The sequence below is a fragment of the Martinezella rhizogenes genome (assembly GCF_027460065.1).
Lineage (GTDB): Bacteria > Pseudomonadota > Alphaproteobacteria > Rhizobiales > Rhizobiaceae > Agrobacterium > Agrobacterium rhizogenes_C.
In genome coordinates this window covers 381579-395444 of the sequence record NZ_JAPYZZ010000007.1, presented here as the reverse complement: position 1 = coordinate 395444, position 13866 = coordinate 381579, and the positions used below count along the sequence as shown (strand labels likewise).

Below are 13866 nucleotides of genomic sequence, written 5' to 3'. Positions count from 1 at the left end.
GCTTATGCTCCTTCGGGCGGCCATGTGGCCGTGTCGTGATCCGGGTGCTGCCGGTTGTTCACCGGTGCTGGCTCATCATCCGTTGCAGGTTCCGGCTCGACCGGCAAGCCGTCGAGTTCGCCGAACCAGTGCATTTTGCCGGTGAGATTGGATTGTGCCTCCGGCTTTATCCTTTCCGGCTCATCCAGCGAACCGAGCGTGATATTGATGAAATCGGCCCCCGGCATATCGTAGAAAAGTGGCGTGCCGCAGCGTCCACAAAAGCCGCGGCGCACATGATCCGATGACTGGAACCACGACGCCTCGCCACGGGTCATTTCAAATTTTGCCCGGCTGCTGGCGGCAAGGGGCATGAAATAATTGCCTGACGCCTTCTGGCACATGCGACAATGGCAGAGATGCGGATACCGCAATTCCCCATCGATCGTGTAACGCACCGCCCCGCACTGGCAACCGCCTCTGAAGACTGGGATATCACTCATCCGCGGTCATCCTCGGGCGGCCATGCCGCCGTGTCGTGATCCGGGTGCTGGTAGGAGGCGATCTCCGCCTCATCGACGCTCTGCTCGATTGCCGGCTTGGAGAATAGCTGCTCGATCCACGGCATGCGCTTGTGGATATTGACCTGCACCTGCGGTTCGATCTGTTCCGGATGATCAAAGGCGCCGATGGCGATCTCCACACCCCCGGGATAATGATAGGTGAGCGGCGTGCCGCATTTGTTGCAGAAGCCGCGATGGATTTTCTGTGACGAGCGGAAGAGGGCAGGCTGGCCGCGCGTCCAGGTCAGATGCGCCTGATCGGCGGTGACGAGCGCGCCGAAGAAATTGCCGAAATGTTTCTGGCACATGCGGCAATGGCAGATGGAGGCCCGGCCGAGCTTGCCCGCATGGAACCGCACGGAACCGCACTGGCAGCCGCCGGAAAAACCGCTTTCGCTCATTGTCTGTTCTCCGGCGGCCATTGCGCCGTGTCATGGTCGGGGTGCTGATAGGAGACGAGGTTGGTGAGATAGTCCACCGATGTCAGGTCATCTTCCGTCGGAACGGCGGGCAGGGTGTGAAGACTGTCGACGAAATCGATCTTGCGTTCCACCCCCCACTGCATCGTCGGCGGCAGTGCCGCGGGATCGTCAAACGCGCCGGCTGCAACCGCCATGCCATCCGGCGCCTCATAGGTCAGCGGCGTGCCGCATTCCGGGCAGAAACCGCGCTTGACGACGCTGGAGGATTGAAACCGTTTCGGCTCGCCGCGCGTCCATTCGAATTCCACGTTGCGCACCGAAACCAGCGGCGCGTAATAGGCACCGAAGGCCTTTTGGCACATGCGGCAATGGCAGATGGAACTGTCTTTCAGGTCGCCAGTTGCGCGAAAACGGATCGCGCCGCATTGGCATCCGCCGGTATGGGTGGTCATGGTTGGTTCTCCTTTACCGTTCGGATAATGTGGAGACAGACGTTGTCGATGTCTTTGAGGATATCATCGTTCCAGAAACGGAGGACGGTCCAGCCGTCTTTTTCAAGCCGCGCCGTTCTTTCCTGATCGTAGCGTAGTGCTGCTTCAGATGTATGTTGAGAACCGTCGACTTCGACGACGAGGCGATGATCCGAACAGGCGAAATCAACGATAAAGCCGGCTATCGGCATCTGTCTGCGGAAACTTAGCCGTTCAAGGCGATGGGCTCGAATAGCATTCCAGAGCTTTAGCTCGGCATCCGTCATTACTTTACGCATTTGCTTCGCATATTTGCGATGCACCGGGTCTACGTCTGCATGCGGCATGATTTGGCTCGCCGTTTAGCTGCTTTGCCTCAGATTGGTTGAGGTAACTCAAAACCGCAAGTGGATTGTGTTGGCCGTCTGGCCCCCCTCTGCCCTGCCGGGCATCTCCCCCACAGGTGGGGAGATTGGCAAGAAGCACACTCCCCGCTCCATCCGCAGTGTCAAAGATGGACGAGCGGTCACCGCGATTGATCTCCCCACCTGTGGGGGAGATGCCCGGCAGGGCAGAGGGGGGTAAGCCGCGAGCCGCAACGGCAAATTACCGCTTCAACTCCCACGTCGTCGTCCGCTCCCCGGTCTCCTTGTCCTTGCCATCCTTCAGCTGAATACCCTTTTCGGAAAGCTCATCCCGCAACCGGTCGGCCTCCGCAAAGTTCTTTGCCTTCAGCATTTCAAGGCGCAATTCCACCAGCGCATCCACCGCCGAAACGATGGCCTCATCCATTTCCGTTTTCTTCGGCAGGACACCCAGCAGGGCGGCGCTGGCGGCGAAGGCGGGCAGCATGGATGGATCGGTATTTGCCGCATGCGCCAGCGCATGCAGAGCCTGTACGGCCGCAACCGTGTTGAGGTCGTCGGCGAGTGCATCCAGCACGGTGTCATCCGGCAAGGCGTCGGAGGTCTCGGCTGCCGGCCATTTGGCGAGCAGGCGTTCGGCCTCTTCCAGACGCTTCACCGAAAAATCGATCGGCTCGCGGTAATGCGTCATCAGCATCGCAAGGCGCAGCACTTCGCCCGGCCATTGCCGTCCACCGAACTTGTCCGTGTGCAGCAATTCGTAGATCGTCACGAAGTTGCCCTCCGACTTCGACATCTTGCGGCCTTCCACCTGCACGAAACCGTTATGCATCCACACATTGGCCATGACATGTGTGCCATGGGCGCAGCGGGATTGCGCGATTTCGTTTTCGTGGTGCGGGAAGATGAGGTCGAGCCCGCCGCCGTGAATATCGAAGACTTCGCCGAGATAGCGGCTGGCCATGGCCGAGCACTCGATGTGCCAGCCCGGGCGACCGAGACCCCATGGGCTCTCCCAGCCCGGTTCGCTCTCGGAGGAGAGCTTCCACAGCACGAAATCGCCGGGGTTCTTTTTGTGGGCCTCCACCGCAACACGCGCCCCGGCCTGCTGTTCGTCCAGCGGGCGTTTGGAAAGCTGGCCGTAGTCTGCCATGGATCGAGTGTCGAACAGAACCTCGCCGCCCGCCGTATAGGCGTGGCCGCGTTCGATGAGCCTCTCGATGAGGTAGATCATCTCGGCAATATAGTCGGTGGCGCGCGGCTCCACGGTCGGTTGAAGGCAGCCGAGTGCGGCGACGTCATCATGGAACTGGTCAGCCGTCTTTTTCGTCACCGCATGGATGGCGTCGTTGAGCGGCAGATGCGGATAGTCCCTCAGCGCCCGTGCATTGATCTTGTCGTCGAGGTCCGTGATGTTGCGGGCATAGGTCACATGGTTTTCGCCATAGACGTGGCGCAGCAGCCGGAAGAGAACATCGAAGACGATGACCGGGCGTGCATTGCCGATATGGGCGAAATCATAGACCGTCGGGCCGCAGACATACATGCGCACATTGTCAGGATCGATCGGCGCAAATTCCGCCTTTTCGCGTGTCAGGGTGTTGTGGAGTTTGAGGCGCAAGGACATGCGGCAATTCCCTAAAGGCAGTCAATTGTCCTGACCGGACCGTTTGTCTGTTGGACCTTGCGGGAGACGAAAACGATCTGGCCGGTGGCGAACCAGCAAAAATTATTTCAGCAGCAGGTGCAGATCGTCGTTTTCATGACTTGCGTTATGGCGCGGCGGTATCGTCCGGTCAAGAGCAACCGTGGAGACGTGTCGATCCTCGGCGCTGAAAAACTATTCCGGCTGCCGGTAGTCCACAAAACGGTTTTCCCGCACGACAAAGAGCTTGCCGGTCTCGGTCAATGACGGCGAGGCGAGGGGGAGGATGGCGGCAGCGACTTCGGACGGATGCGGCACGGTGGCTGGATCTTCACCCGGCATGGCCTGCGCACGCATCGCCGTGCGCGTGGCGCCGGGATTGATGCTGTTGACACGAAGCGCGCTCTTCTGCGTCTCTGCCGCCCAGGTGCGGGCGAGCGCTTCCACGGCGGCTTTCGAGGCAGAGTAGACACCCCAGAAGGGGCGACAGCTATGGGCGGCACCCGAGGACAGGATGAGCGCGCGGCCGGCATCCGATTTCAACAGCAGCGGCTCGACCGAGCGGATCAGCCGCCAGGTGGCGGTGACGTTGATGTTCATGACCCTCTCGAAGACCTTCGCCTCGATATGGCCGACCGGGGAAATCACGCCGAGAACACCGGCATTGGCGACCAGAATATCGAGCTTGCCCCAGCGCTCGTAGATATTGGCGCCCAGCGCATCAATGGCTTTCATGTCGGAGAGATCGAAGGGAACCAGCGTCGCCGTGCCGCCAACGGCCTTGATGGCGTCGTCCAGCTCCTCAAGGCCGCCCACCGTGCGGGCGCAGGCGATGACATGTGCGCCGGCCTTGGCCAGTTCCAGCGCCGTGAAATAGCCGATGCCGCGCGAAGCGCCGGTGACGAGAGCGATGCGGCCCTTGAGATCGATAGTCATGGTCTCCCCCGAAATGATTGCGCTTCCTTCTACGAAGCGCCGTGGGCCTTTCGCAAGCGATCATATCGTCGCACGCGCCGGCCTGAACAAAAGACAAGAAAAAAGCGGCCCCGGAAACCGGTGGCCGCTTGATGTTTCGGGCTATCAGCCGTTGCTGGCCAGCATGGAAATCTTGCTGCCCATGGCCTCGCCGTTCTGGTCGAGAAGGCGCGTCGGATAATCGCCGGTGAAATAATGGTCCGTGAACTGCGGACGCGCATGGTTGCGGTTTTCGCCGCCAACGGCACGGTAAAGTCCGTCGATCGACAGGAAAGCCAGCGAATCAGCGCCAATGAACTTCGCCATGGCCTCGACATCGGCATATTGGTTGGCGAGCAGCTTGTCGGCGTCGGGTGTGTCGATGCCGTAGAAATCCGGATGGAAGATCATCGGGCTGGCAACACGGATATGCACTTCCTTGGCGCCCGCCTCGCGGATCATCTGCACGATCTTCACAGATGTCGTGCCGCGCACGATGGAATCATCCACCAGCACCACGCGTTTGCCCTCGATCATTGCCCGGTTTGCGGAATGCTTGAGCTTGACGCCGAAAGCGCGGATCTGCTGCGTTGGCTCGATGAAGGTACGGCCGACATAATGGTTGCGGATGATGCCGTATTCGAAGGGAATGCCGCTTGCCTGCGCAAAACCAAGCGCTGCCGGCGTGCCGCCATCGGGAACCGGCACCACGACATCGGCTTCCAGCGGCGCTTCCTTGGCAAGGTTCATGCCCATGTTCTTGCGCGTCGTATAGACGTTGCGGCCGCCGACGACGGAATCGGGGCGGGCGAAATAGACATATTCGAACAGGCAGAGACGCTCCGGCTGCGGCTTCGACGGCTTGCGCGCATCGATGGTAATCGAACCGTCAGGCTGGATTTCGCAGATGATGACTTCGCCGTTTTCAACGTCGCGCACGAATTTCGCGCCGATGATATCGAGAGCACATGTTTCCGAGCAGAAGATCGGCTTGCCGTCCAGCTCGCCCATGACCAGCGGGCGGATGCCGATCGGGTCGCGCGCGGCGATCAGCTTGGTGCGGGTCATCGCCAGCATCGAATACCCGCCTTCCATCTGCCTGATGGCATCGATGAAGCGATCGGCGGTGGAAGAGTGGCGGGAGCGGGCGATGAGATGCAGCACGACTTCGGTATCCGATGTCGACTGACAGATGGCGCCGGTGGCGATGATCTGGCGGCGCAGCGTCAGCCCATTGGTGAAGTTGCCGTTATGGGCAATGGAAATGCCGCCTTCTTCCAGCTCGGCAAACAGCGGCTGCACGTTGCGCATCGCCACTTCGCCTGTCGTGGAATAACGGGTGTGGCCAATCGCGATGGAGCCGGGCAGGCGGGCAAGGGTTGCCGGATCGGTATAATGATCGCCGACGAGGCCCATATGGCGTTCCTGGTGGAAGCGTTTGCCATCAAAGGAGACGATGCCGGCTGCTTCCTGGCCGCGATGCTGAAGCGCATGCAGGCCGAGAGCGGTCAGCGCCGAGGCATCGTCATGGCCGAGAATGCCGAAAACGCCGCATTCTTCATGCAGCGTATCGCCGTCGATCTCTTCCTTGAAAGTGGACCCAGAAAACGGGGAATACGAAAGCGGCTCAATCATCCGGCTTGCCCTTGCTCTCTACCGAGAAAAAAGAAAGACCTCTCCGGTGAGCGTGTCTCCCGGTTGGCCTGTCTGTGTCGTGCTTGATATTTAGCACAAATAGCGCGCCTTGCATGCATTGCAAGGCGCACCCTCGTGTCAATTATTCGTTGCTGGCGGATTTGTTGCCGGCACATCTTCCGCAGGGGCCTGCGCGGCCGTCGGTTCCTGCGGTTTTCCAAGGATACGGGCGCGAATCTGCGGCTCGATATCGTCAGGCAGAACCGCCTCCAGCTTGCCCACCAGCCCATCAAGGAAGGGCTTGGACTTGGCCTGCGTCACCCATTCCGGCTGCGTCTTCACATCCACCAGCCAGTTCCAGAAGGCGACCGCGACGACCAAGAGCAGAATGCCGCGCGCCGCGCCGAACAGGAAACCGAGCGTGCGATCCAGCGCGCCGATGCGGCTGTCGATAATGAAATCGGCAATGCGCGAGGTGATGAAGGAGATGACGATCAGCGAGACGAGGAAAACCACGCCCGCAGAACCGGCAATGGCGATCTTGTCGTCATCGGTATAGTTGCGCGCATAGGGCAGCAGAACCGGATAAAGATAATAGGCGGCGGCGACCGAGCCGCCCCAGCTCGCAATCGACAGAATCTCGCGTGAAAAACCGCGCACCATCGCAAGAAGGGCGGAGAAAAGAACAACGGCGATGACGATGCCGTCGAAAATTGTAATGGGCATATACCAACTCCGGAGGTGCGACGCCTTGTCAGACGCTGCCTTGCCAATTTTGCGATCCTCTTACACCACTGTTTCCCTTGGCGAAAGGATCAATATTCGTCGTCCTCAACCTGTTTGAACCGGTTGCCGGAGCCGGCGATGCGGGCCACGAGGTCCGGAAGGCTTTCAATTTCCGTCCAGCGACCCTTGCCCGCTTTCGGCAATTCAGCCGAACCTGACGGCAGAAGTGCGGCGGAAAAACCAAGTTTTTCAGCTTCTTTCAATCGCTGCACCGTGTGCGCCACCGGACGTACCGCACCCGACAGGCTGATTTCGCCGAAATAGACGCAATCGGCGGGCAGGGCAAGACCGGCAAGCGAGGAAACCAGCGCCGAGGCAATCGCCATATCCGCCGCCGGTTCGGAAATGCGGTATCCGCCGGCCACGTTCAAATAAACGTCATGCTGGCCGAGCTTCACGCCGCAATGGGCCTCCAACACGGCAAGGATCATGGCAAGTCGTGAACTGTCCCAGCCGACCACGGCGCGGCGTGGCGTGCCAAGCGAGGTGGCCGCGACCAGCGCCTGCACTTCGACGAGTACGGGGCGGGTGCCTTCGATGCCGGCAAAAACTGCTGCACCGGGCGATTTTTCGTTGCGCTCCCCCAGAAACAGTTCGGAGGGATTGGAGACTTCCCTGAGGCCACGATCCGACATTTCAAAAACGCCGATTTCATCCGTCGGTCCGAAGCGGTTCTTGACGGTGCGCAGGATGCGGTAATGGTGGCCGCGGTCACCCTCGAAATAGAGCACGGCGTCGACCATGTGCTCGACCACGCGCGGACCGGCGATCTGGCCTTCCTTGGTCACATGGCCGACGAGCACCATGGTCGCGCCCGTCTGCTTGGCAAACCGGATCATCGCCTGCACGCCGGTGCGCACCTGCGTCACCGTGCCGGGGGCGGAATCGGCTGTATCGCTCCACAACGTCTGGATGGAATCGATGATGATGAGATCGGGCCGCTTGCCCTCGGAAACCGTGGCCAGAATATCCTCGACATTGGTTTCCGCCGCCAGCAGCACATCGGTTTCGGCAGCACCCAGACGCTGGGCGCGCAGGCGCACCTGCGCCACCGCCTCTTCGCCCGAGACATAGATGACGCGGTGACCGCGCCGGGAAAGGGCCGCCGCCGCCTGCATCAAAAGGGTGGATTTGCCGATGCCGGGATCGCCGCCGATCAACACAGCCGAACCGCGCACGAAACCGCCGCCGGTCGCCCGGTCCAGTTCGCTAATGCCGGTCGGAATGCGCGGCGCTTCCTCGATTTCGCCGGAAAGCGAGGTGAGCGTGACAGGTCTGCCCTTCTTCGGCACCTTGCCCGGCCCGGAGCCGATGCCGCCCATCGGGTCTTCCTCGACGATGGTATTCCATTCGCCGCAGCCTTCGCATTTTCCCGCCCAGCGGGTATGAACTGTGCCGCAGTTCTGGCACACAAATTGGGTCTTGGCTTTGGCCATGTTTTGTCAGTTTTCTTCTTGTTTGAAATCGCCGGCGGAAATGTCTTGATGGCCATGCAGCACGCGCAGCACATACATCTTTTTGTCATCGACGATGAAATAGATGCATCGATCACGATAGGGGAAAGCTCGCAAATTTGGCGCGAAGCTCCGAGGCACGCCTGTTATCCCGTATCGCGCCAGCGAGATCATTTTGACGTTGATGTCGTCCAGAAAGCGCTTGGCAGCAACGGGATTGAATTGCGCAATATAATTATGATCGACGAGAAGATCGTTCAGCGCCTGCGCGGTGACCACCAGACGCCTTCGCTTCATTCTGCTCCTCCGCCAGCTTCATAATGTGTGCTGTGAAATCATCTGCACTGGAGAACTCCATCACCCGGCCGGCGTCCACGTCATCCAGGCCTTCCTGAATCAACCGCTGAAGCTCCGCGAATCGGCCTTCCTCGCTGCCCAGTAAACGAAGACCAGCGGAAATCACCGCGTCGGCATCCTTGAAGACACCCGCCGCCACCTGCTCCTCGATGAACTTCTCGTCCTGCTCGCTCAAATGGATTTCGGGCATTTCGATCTCCTTTTGTTCTCTTTTAGCACAGGTCACATCGGCTTTCCAAGAGCTAAAGGCAGCTCTCAGTCGTCGGCCATCAGATATTGCCGCTCATAGCGCAGGCCAAGCCCTGTCAGCATCTCGTAGCCGATGGTGCCGGCCGCCCGCGCGGTATCGTCGACCGGTACGTTGGGGCCAAAAAGCTCGATATAGTCGCCGCTGCGAATGGCATTAACAGGCACATCCGTGACGTCGAAAATGGTGAGGTCCATGGTCACGCGGCCGGCGACGGGCACTTTATGGCCATTGACCACGCCATAGGCACCACCATGGCCCATTTCGCGCAGCGGAATGCCGGAACCGGACAGCGAACGCTGATACCCATCCGCATAACCGACGGAAGCAATGGCGAGCCGGCTTGCGCGCTTCAGCAGGAAGCTGCCGCCATAGCTGACGGTCTGGCCTTCACCCGCCTCGCGTATCTGGATGATCCGCGCCTCGGCCTTCGCCACAGGCCGCATCGGGTTGGCTACGCCGTTGACCGCTTCGCCACCATAAAGCGCGATGCCAGGGCGGGTGAGGTCGAAGTGATAGTCACGGCCGAGAAATATCCCGGCAGAAGCCGAAAGGCTTGATTCGATACCTTCGAAAGCGGCGCTAACCTTGCGGAATGATTCGAGCTGAACCCTGTTCATCGGCGAAGATGGCGTGTCGGCGCAGGCGAGATGCGAAAGCACCAGAACCGGATCGAAACTCGCCGGCCGTGTCACGTCATCGGCCAGAAACAGGGCGTCATCAAGCGGCAGGCCGAGGCGATTGAAACCGGTGTCCACATGTAGCGCGCAAGGGTGGTCGCCACGCTCGGCCACCGTCGCCATCCAGAAGGACAGCTGCTCCTCGGAGGCCAGCACCGGCACCAGATCATTGTCGAAGACCTGCCGTTCCTGCCCCTGCCAGATGCCTGAGAGCACGAAGATGCGCGCTTCCGGAGCATAGGACCGCAGCGTCGCGCCCTCGGCCACCGTCGCCACGAAGAAGTCCCGCGCGCCGGCGTGGTAAAGTGTAGCACCACAATCCTCGATGCCGAGACCATAGGCATCGGCCTTGACGACGGCTGCCGTCCGCGCGCTTCCGGAACGCTTCTTCATGTCCCGCCAATTGTCGGCGAGTGCGCCGAGATCGACGGTCAATCGCAACGGGGCTTGCTCGAAAGCATCGGTTTCGTTTTCGGGAAAGCTGTCTTCGAAGTCGTCTGTCATGCCATTGCGTCCGGTTGATTTGGAACCGGCCAGACCCTAGCACTTTTGTTCAAGACGGTAAGGATCGAATGCTTTAAACTTCGCTCATGCACAATGTTTCGCAGGAACAGGCTTTGGATGTCATGCCCGTTGCCACGACGGAAACCACGCGTTTCTGGCGTGACCGGCGTTTTGGCGGCATGGAGTGCCTCAGCGCGACATTTCTCACCCATGAATATTCGCCGCATGCGCATGACACGTTTTCCATAGGCGCCATCGAAAGCGGCTCGCAGATTTCCACCATTCAGGGCACCACCGAACAGACGGGGCCGGGGCACCTTTATCTTATCAATCCCGACGAGGTTCACGACGGCGCGCCGGGCGGCGGTGGTTATCGCTACCGGATGATCTATCCCGATGCGGAACTGCTGCGCGACATCATCGAGGATGTCACGGGCAGGGCCTTTCACGGCACGCCGTCCTTTCCAAAATTCCTCCCACGCGATCCGCAGATGGCGGCCGCCTTCCAGATGGCGCATCGGCGGCTGGAGGCGAAAACCGGGGCGCTGGAGGCGGATGAGGGCATGTTCTCGGTTCTGGCAGCTCTGTTCGGCAGGCATGGCAGCACCATCATCCTGCCGGTCGAGACCCGCGAGAAAACGGCGGTTCATACCGCCCGGGATTATCTCACCGATAATTACGATAGCGATATTGGCCTGGAGGAACTGGCCTGCATTGCCGGTCTCAGCCGGGCGCATCTCATCCGCGCTTTTCGTAGGGAATTCCACATCACACCCCATGCCTATCTGACGGATGTGCGCATCCGCAGGGCGCGCCGGCTTCTGCGCGCGGGAGAAATGCCGGCAGAGGTGGCGGCCCTGTGCGGTTTTGCCGATCAGGCGCATTTCACCCGCCACTTCAAGGCGCGCACCGGTGTCACGCCGGGGCAATTTCGGCTTGGGTGAGGGGAGCGGTTTGCCATAAAACCGCGCGGCAGCACTTTCATTCAAGACCACGGTGCCTTTTCCGGCGTAATTCCTCCCGCCTGAAAGGGAGAATGCGATGTCCACATCGAAAAAACGCGCGGAACTTATCGCGGGGCTGAGGGCCGCCGCTCCATTGCTGGTGGCCATGGTGCCGATCGGTGTTGTGTTTGGCGCGGTCGCCATCGGCAAGGGCCTGTCGCCGCTGGAAGCGTCTTTGATGTCGCTGCTGATCTTTGCCGGCGGCTCGCAATTCGTCGCAATGGATCTCTGGACCCATCCGGCCAGCTGGAGTGCGCTTGGATTTGCGGCGCTTCTCGTCAATCTGCGCCATGTGCTGATGAGCGCCTCCCTTGCCGGCAAGCTGGATGATTTCAGGGGCTGGCGAAAATATGCGGCGATGCTGGTGCTGACGGATGAATCCTGGGCCCTGGCGGAATTCCGGGTTATTGCCGGCAGGCTCACGGCGGCCTTCTTCGCCGGCGCCGCACTCTCGATCTATCTCGTCTGGAACCTCGCCACACTCGCCGGCGCGCTGCTCGGTGCGGTGGTGGGAGACATGTCGGTCATCGGTCTGGATTTCGCCTTTCCCGCCGTCTTCATCGTGCTGCTCATGGGCTTCTGGAAAGGCAGGGAAACCGGCTTTGTGCTTTTGGCAAGTGCATCCGCCGCCTGTCTCACCCACACGCTGGTCCCGGGCGCCTGGTATATTGCCGCCGGCGCGCTGGCGGGGCTTGCCGTCGCCGCCCTCAGTCGTGAGCAGCAGGTGGAGCAGCCAGCATGACGCTCGATCCGAACACGTTTTTGACGATTCTCGCCATGATGGCGGCGACCGTCGCCACGCGTCTTGGCGGCCTGCTGCTGGTCAGTCATTTCAGCCTGACGCCGCGTCTGAAGAAGGCGCTCGGCGTGGTACCACCCGCCGTTCTAATGGCCGTGGTCACGCCGACGGCGCTCGCCACTGGCCCGGCCGAAACCATCGCCTGCGCAATAACCGCCGTCGCGGCGCTGCGCCTCAGCCTGCTGCCGGCAGCAGCCCTCGGTGTTGTGTCCGTGGCGTTGCTGCGCGGAATCGGATTGTAAGAAAGTCGCGCCAAAGTCCTGAAAAGACTCCGGACTCAGCGTCTGGAATGCGAAGTGGGCAGCGAGGGTGAAAATACGTCACCCTCGCTGTGTTTTGGATTAGTGCTCTTCGTATTGGGTGAAGCTCGGATCAGCCAGATCGGCGAAGCGCGTGAATTCGGACTGGAAGGCGAGTTTCACGGTACCGGTCGGTCCGTGACGCTGCTTGGCGATGATGACGTCCGCCGTACCTTTCACCTTGTCGAACAGCGCTTCCCACTCGGCATATTTGGGATCGGAAATATCGCGCGGTTCCATGTTCTTGACGTAATATTCCTCGCGGAACACGAAAAGCACCACGTCGGCGTCCTGCTCGATCGAGCCCGATTCACGCAGGTCGGAAAGTTGCGGGCGCTTGTCTTCACGGTTTTCCACCGCACGGGAGAGCTGGGATAGTGCGATGATCGGAACGTTGAGTTCCTTGCCTAGCGCCTTGAGGCCGGTGGTGATCTGGGTGATTTCCTGCACGCGGTTTTCGCCGCTCTTGCCGGCGCCGGTCATCAGCTGAATATAGTCCACGACCAGGACATCGAGGCCGCGCTGGCGCTTCAGGCGGCGGGCACGGGCGGAAAGCTGGGCAATCGAAATACCACCGGTCTGGTCGATATAAAGGGGCACCTTCTGCATCATCTGCGAGCAGGCGACGAGTTTTTCGAAATCGGATTCAGTGATGTCACCACGGCGGATTTTCGAGGAGGAGACTTCCGTCTGCTCGGAAATAATACGCGTGGCCAGCTGTTCGGACGACATTTCGAGCGAATAGAAGCCGACGACGCCGCCATTCTTCGCCTTGAACGAACCATCCGGCTGCACTTCCTGCTCATAGGAGGCGGCAATATTATAGGCGATGTTGGTCGCAAGCGAGGTCTTGCCCATACCCGGACGACCCGCCAGCACGATAAGGTCGGAACGCTGCAGGCCGCCCATGCGTCCGTCGAGCGAATGAATGCCGGTGGAAATGCCCGAGAGATTGCCATCGCGCTCGAAAGCGGCGCCCGCCATGTCGATCGCCAGCGCCACCGCATCGTTGAACGACTGGAAACCGCCGTCGTAACGGCCGGTTTCCGCCAGTTCGAACAGGCGGCGCTCGGTGTCTTCGATCTGCGCCTGCGGCGGCATGTCAAGCGGTGCATCATAGGCGATGTTGACGACATCCTCGCCGATCTGGATCAGCGCGCGACGCAGGGCCAGATCGTAGATCGCCCGGCCGTAGTCTTCGGCGTTGATGATCGATACGGCTTCGGCCGCCAGACGTGCGAGATATTGCGCCACCGTCAGGTCGCCGATCTTGTCATCGGCCGGCAGGAAGGTCTTGATCGTCACCGGATTGGCGGTCTTGCCCATGCGGATGATATCGCCCGCCACCTCGAAAATCTTGCGATGCAGCGGCTCGTAGAGATGCACGGGCTTCAAGAAATCCGAGACGCGGTAGTAGGCGTCGTTGTTGACGAGGATGGCGCCAAGCAGCGCCTGTTCGGCCTCGATGTTGTTCGGCGCCTCGCGGTAATGCGGTTCCGCCGGTTGCGCGGGGGTGATCTTTCTCACAGCGTCGTTCATGGTTTGCGCGATCTCCCTTTGCCTTTGTCCTTAAACCTCGGGTTTGGCTTCCTGGGGCATGGCAGTCAATGATATTGTTGCAACACTATACGGCAGGCTGGTGTCCGGTCCGCAAAGCTGGATCACATCTTCAGTTGTCCCCAGCAATCCACAGGGGGTGGGGA

16 protein-coding genes are annotated in these 13866 nt (G+C 60.4%); 3 read left to right on the top strand and 13 right to left on the bottom strand.

Annotated elements, in window-relative coordinates:
* Nucleotides 1–2: 2 nt before the first annotated feature.
* The 12 genes from O8B93_RS14265 to alr all read right to left on the bottom strand — a co-directional run bounded on the left by O8B93_RS14265 (nucleotide 3) and on the right by alr (nucleotide 10061).
* Nucleotides 3–482: a GFA family protein gene (locus O8B93_RS14265; protein WP_269710602.1), complete on the bottom strand. Its 480-nt coding sequence runs from the start codon at nucleotides 480–482 to the stop codon at nucleotides 3–5.
* A complete protein-coding gene (locus O8B93_RS14260; RefSeq protein ID WP_269710601.1) occupies nucleotides 479–943 on the bottom strand; it encodes a GFA family protein in 465 nt (154 codons plus the stop codon). Before O8B93_RS14260 ends, O8B93_RS14265 begins: the two co-directional genes overlap by 4 nt.
* Nucleotides 940–1416, bottom strand: a complete 477-nt coding sequence (locus O8B93_RS14255; RefSeq protein WP_269710600.1) for a GFA family protein — start codon at nucleotides 1414–1416, stop codon at nucleotides 940–942. The genes O8B93_RS14260 and O8B93_RS14255 overlap by 4 nt, the downstream gene beginning before the upstream one ends.
* On the bottom strand, nucleotides 1413–1781 hold the full coding sequence (locus O8B93_RS14250) for an endonuclease domain-containing protein (protein ID WP_269710599.1): 369 nt from the start codon (nucleotides 1779–1781) through the stop codon (nucleotides 1413–1415). The genes O8B93_RS14255 and O8B93_RS14250 overlap by 4 nt, the downstream gene beginning before the upstream one ends.
* Before the next feature lie 259 nt (nucleotides 1782–2040).
* Nucleotides 2041–3426 (bottom strand): cysteine--tRNA ligase, encoded by a 1386-nt coding sequence (cysS, locus tag O8B93_RS14245; RefSeq protein ID WP_269710598.1) that lies wholly within the window; start codon nucleotides 3424–3426, stop codon nucleotides 2041–2043.
* Nucleotides 3427–3639: 213 nt separating this feature from the next.
* Nucleotides 3640–4380 (bottom strand): SDR family NAD(P)-dependent oxidoreductase, encoded by a 741-nt coding sequence (locus O8B93_RS14240; RefSeq protein WP_269710597.1) that lies wholly within the window; start codon nucleotides 4378–4380, stop codon nucleotides 3640–3642.
* A 144-nt stretch (nucleotides 4381–4524) separates the two neighbouring features.
* On the bottom strand, nucleotides 4525–6033 hold the full coding sequence (purF, locus tag O8B93_RS14235; protein ID WP_269710596.1) for an amidophosphoribosyltransferase: 1509 nt from the start codon (nucleotides 6031–6033) through the stop codon (nucleotides 4525–4527).
* 138 nt (nucleotides 6034–6171) lie between these two features.
* Nucleotides 6172–6759 carry a CvpA family protein gene (locus O8B93_RS14230; RefSeq protein ID WP_269710595.1) on the bottom strand — a complete coding sequence of 196 codons (588 nt, stop codon included), beginning with the start codon at nucleotides 6757–6759 and terminating at the stop codon, nucleotides 6172–6174.
* A gap of 89 nt (nucleotides 6760–6848) precedes the next feature.
* A complete protein-coding gene (radA, locus tag O8B93_RS14225; RefSeq protein ID WP_269710594.1) occupies nucleotides 6849–8255 on the bottom strand; it encodes a DNA repair protein RadA in 1407 nt (468 codons plus the stop codon).
* Nucleotides 8256–8261: 6 nt separating this feature from the next.
* On the bottom strand, nucleotides 8262–8552 hold the full coding sequence (locus O8B93_RS14220; RefSeq protein WP_269710593.1) for a type II toxin-antitoxin system RelE/ParE family toxin: 291 nt from the start codon (nucleotides 8550–8552) through the stop codon (nucleotides 8262–8264).
* Nucleotides 8509–8820 carry a type II toxin-antitoxin system ParD family antitoxin gene (locus O8B93_RS14215; protein WP_269710592.1) on the bottom strand — a complete coding sequence of 104 codons (312 nt, stop codon included), beginning with the start codon at nucleotides 8818–8820 and terminating at the stop codon, nucleotides 8509–8511. Before O8B93_RS14215 ends, O8B93_RS14220 begins: the two co-directional genes overlap by 44 nt.
* 65 nt (nucleotides 8821–8885) lie before the next feature.
* The gene (gene alr, locus O8B93_RS14210; protein WP_269710591.1) at nucleotides 8886–10061 is read right to left on the bottom strand and encodes an alanine racemase; all 1176 of its coding nucleotides are present in this window, start codon (nucleotides 10059–10061) and stop codon (nucleotides 8886–8888) included.
* Nucleotides 10062–10147: 86 nt separating this feature from the next.
* Between alr and O8B93_RS14205 the strand changes: the two genes are divergently transcribed.
* The 3 genes from O8B93_RS14205 (at nucleotide 10148) to O8B93_RS14195 (ending at nucleotide 12106) form a co-directional block, all read left to right on the top strand.
* Nucleotides 10148–11005 carry an AraC family transcriptional regulator gene (locus O8B93_RS14205; protein WP_269710590.1) on the top strand — a complete coding sequence of 286 codons (858 nt, stop codon included), beginning with the start codon at nucleotides 10148–10150 and terminating at the stop codon, nucleotides 11003–11005.
* A 97-nt stretch (nucleotides 11006–11102) separates the two neighbouring features.
* Complete coding sequence (locus O8B93_RS14200) at nucleotides 11103–11807, top strand: AzlC family ABC transporter permease (RefSeq protein WP_269710589.1); 705 nt, start codon at nucleotides 11103–11105, stop codon at nucleotides 11805–11807.
* Nucleotides 11804–12106 (top strand): AzlD family protein, encoded by a 303-nt coding sequence (locus O8B93_RS14195; protein WP_269710588.1) that lies wholly within the window; start codon nucleotides 11804–11806, stop codon nucleotides 12104–12106. The genes O8B93_RS14200 and O8B93_RS14195 overlap by 4 nt, the downstream gene beginning before the upstream one ends.
* A 99-nt stretch (nucleotides 12107–12205) precedes the next feature.
* Here the strand turns inward: O8B93_RS14195 and O8B93_RS14190 are convergent, their stop codons facing one another.
* Nucleotides 12206–13702 (bottom strand): replicative DNA helicase, encoded by a 1497-nt coding sequence (locus tag O8B93_RS14190; protein ID WP_174008140.1) that lies wholly within the window; start codon nucleotides 13700–13702, stop codon nucleotides 12206–12208.
* Nucleotides 13703–13866 lie beyond the last annotated feature (164 nt).

Coding starts and splice junctions, on each gene's coding strand:
- O8B93_RS14240 (WP_269710597.1), bottom strand. CDS start 4,380: ATGACTATCGATCTCAAGGGCCGCATCGCTCTCGTCACCGGCGCTTCG.
- O8B93_RS14200 (WP_269710589.1), top strand. CDS start 11,103: ATGTCCACATCGAAAAAACGCGCGGAACTTATCGCGGGGCTGAGGGCC.
- purF (WP_269710596.1), bottom strand. CDS start 6,033: ATGATTGAGCCGCTTTCGTATTCCCCGTTTTCTGGGTCCACTTTCAAG.
- O8B93_RS14215 (WP_269710592.1), bottom strand. CDS start 8,820: ATGCCCGAAATCCATTTGAGCGAGCAGGACGAGAAGTTCATCGAGGAG.
- alr (WP_269710591.1), bottom strand. CDS start 10,061: ATGACAGACGACTTCGAAGACAGCTTTCCCGAAAACGAAACCGATGCT.
- O8B93_RS14195 (WP_269710588.1), top strand. CDS start 11,804: ATGACGCTCGATCCGAACACGTTTTTGACGATTCTCGCCATGATGGCG.
- O8B93_RS14260 (WP_269710601.1), bottom strand. CDS start 943: ATGAGCGAAAGCGGTTTTTCCGGCGGCTGCCAGTGCGGTTCCGTGCGG.
- O8B93_RS14265 (WP_269710602.1), bottom strand. CDS start 482: ATGAGTGATATCCCAGTCTTCAGAGGCGGTTGCCAGTGCGGGGCGGTG.
- O8B93_RS14250 (WP_269710599.1), bottom strand. CDS start 1,781: ATGCCGCATGCAGACGTAGACCCGGTGCATCGCAAATATGCGAAGCAA.
- O8B93_RS14190 (WP_174008140.1), bottom strand. CDS start 13,702: ATGAACGACGCTGTGAGAAAGATCACCCCCGCGCAACCGGCGGAACCG.
- O8B93_RS14205 (WP_269710590.1), top strand. CDS start 10,148: ATGCACAATGTTTCGCAGGAACAGGCTTTGGATGTCATGCCCGTTGCC.
- O8B93_RS14255 (WP_269710600.1), bottom strand. CDS start 1,416: ATGACCACCCATACCGGCGGATGCCAATGCGGCGCGATCCGTTTTCGC.
- O8B93_RS14230 (WP_269710595.1), bottom strand. CDS start 6,759: ATGCCCATTACAATTTTCGACGGCATCGTCATCGCCGTTGTTCTTTTC.
- radA (WP_269710594.1), bottom strand. CDS start 8,255: ATGGCCAAAGCCAAGACCCAATTTGTGTGCCAGAACTGCGGCACAGTT.
- cysS (WP_269710598.1), bottom strand. CDS start 3,426: ATGTCCTTGCGCCTCAAACTCCACAACACCCTGACACGCGAAAAGGCG.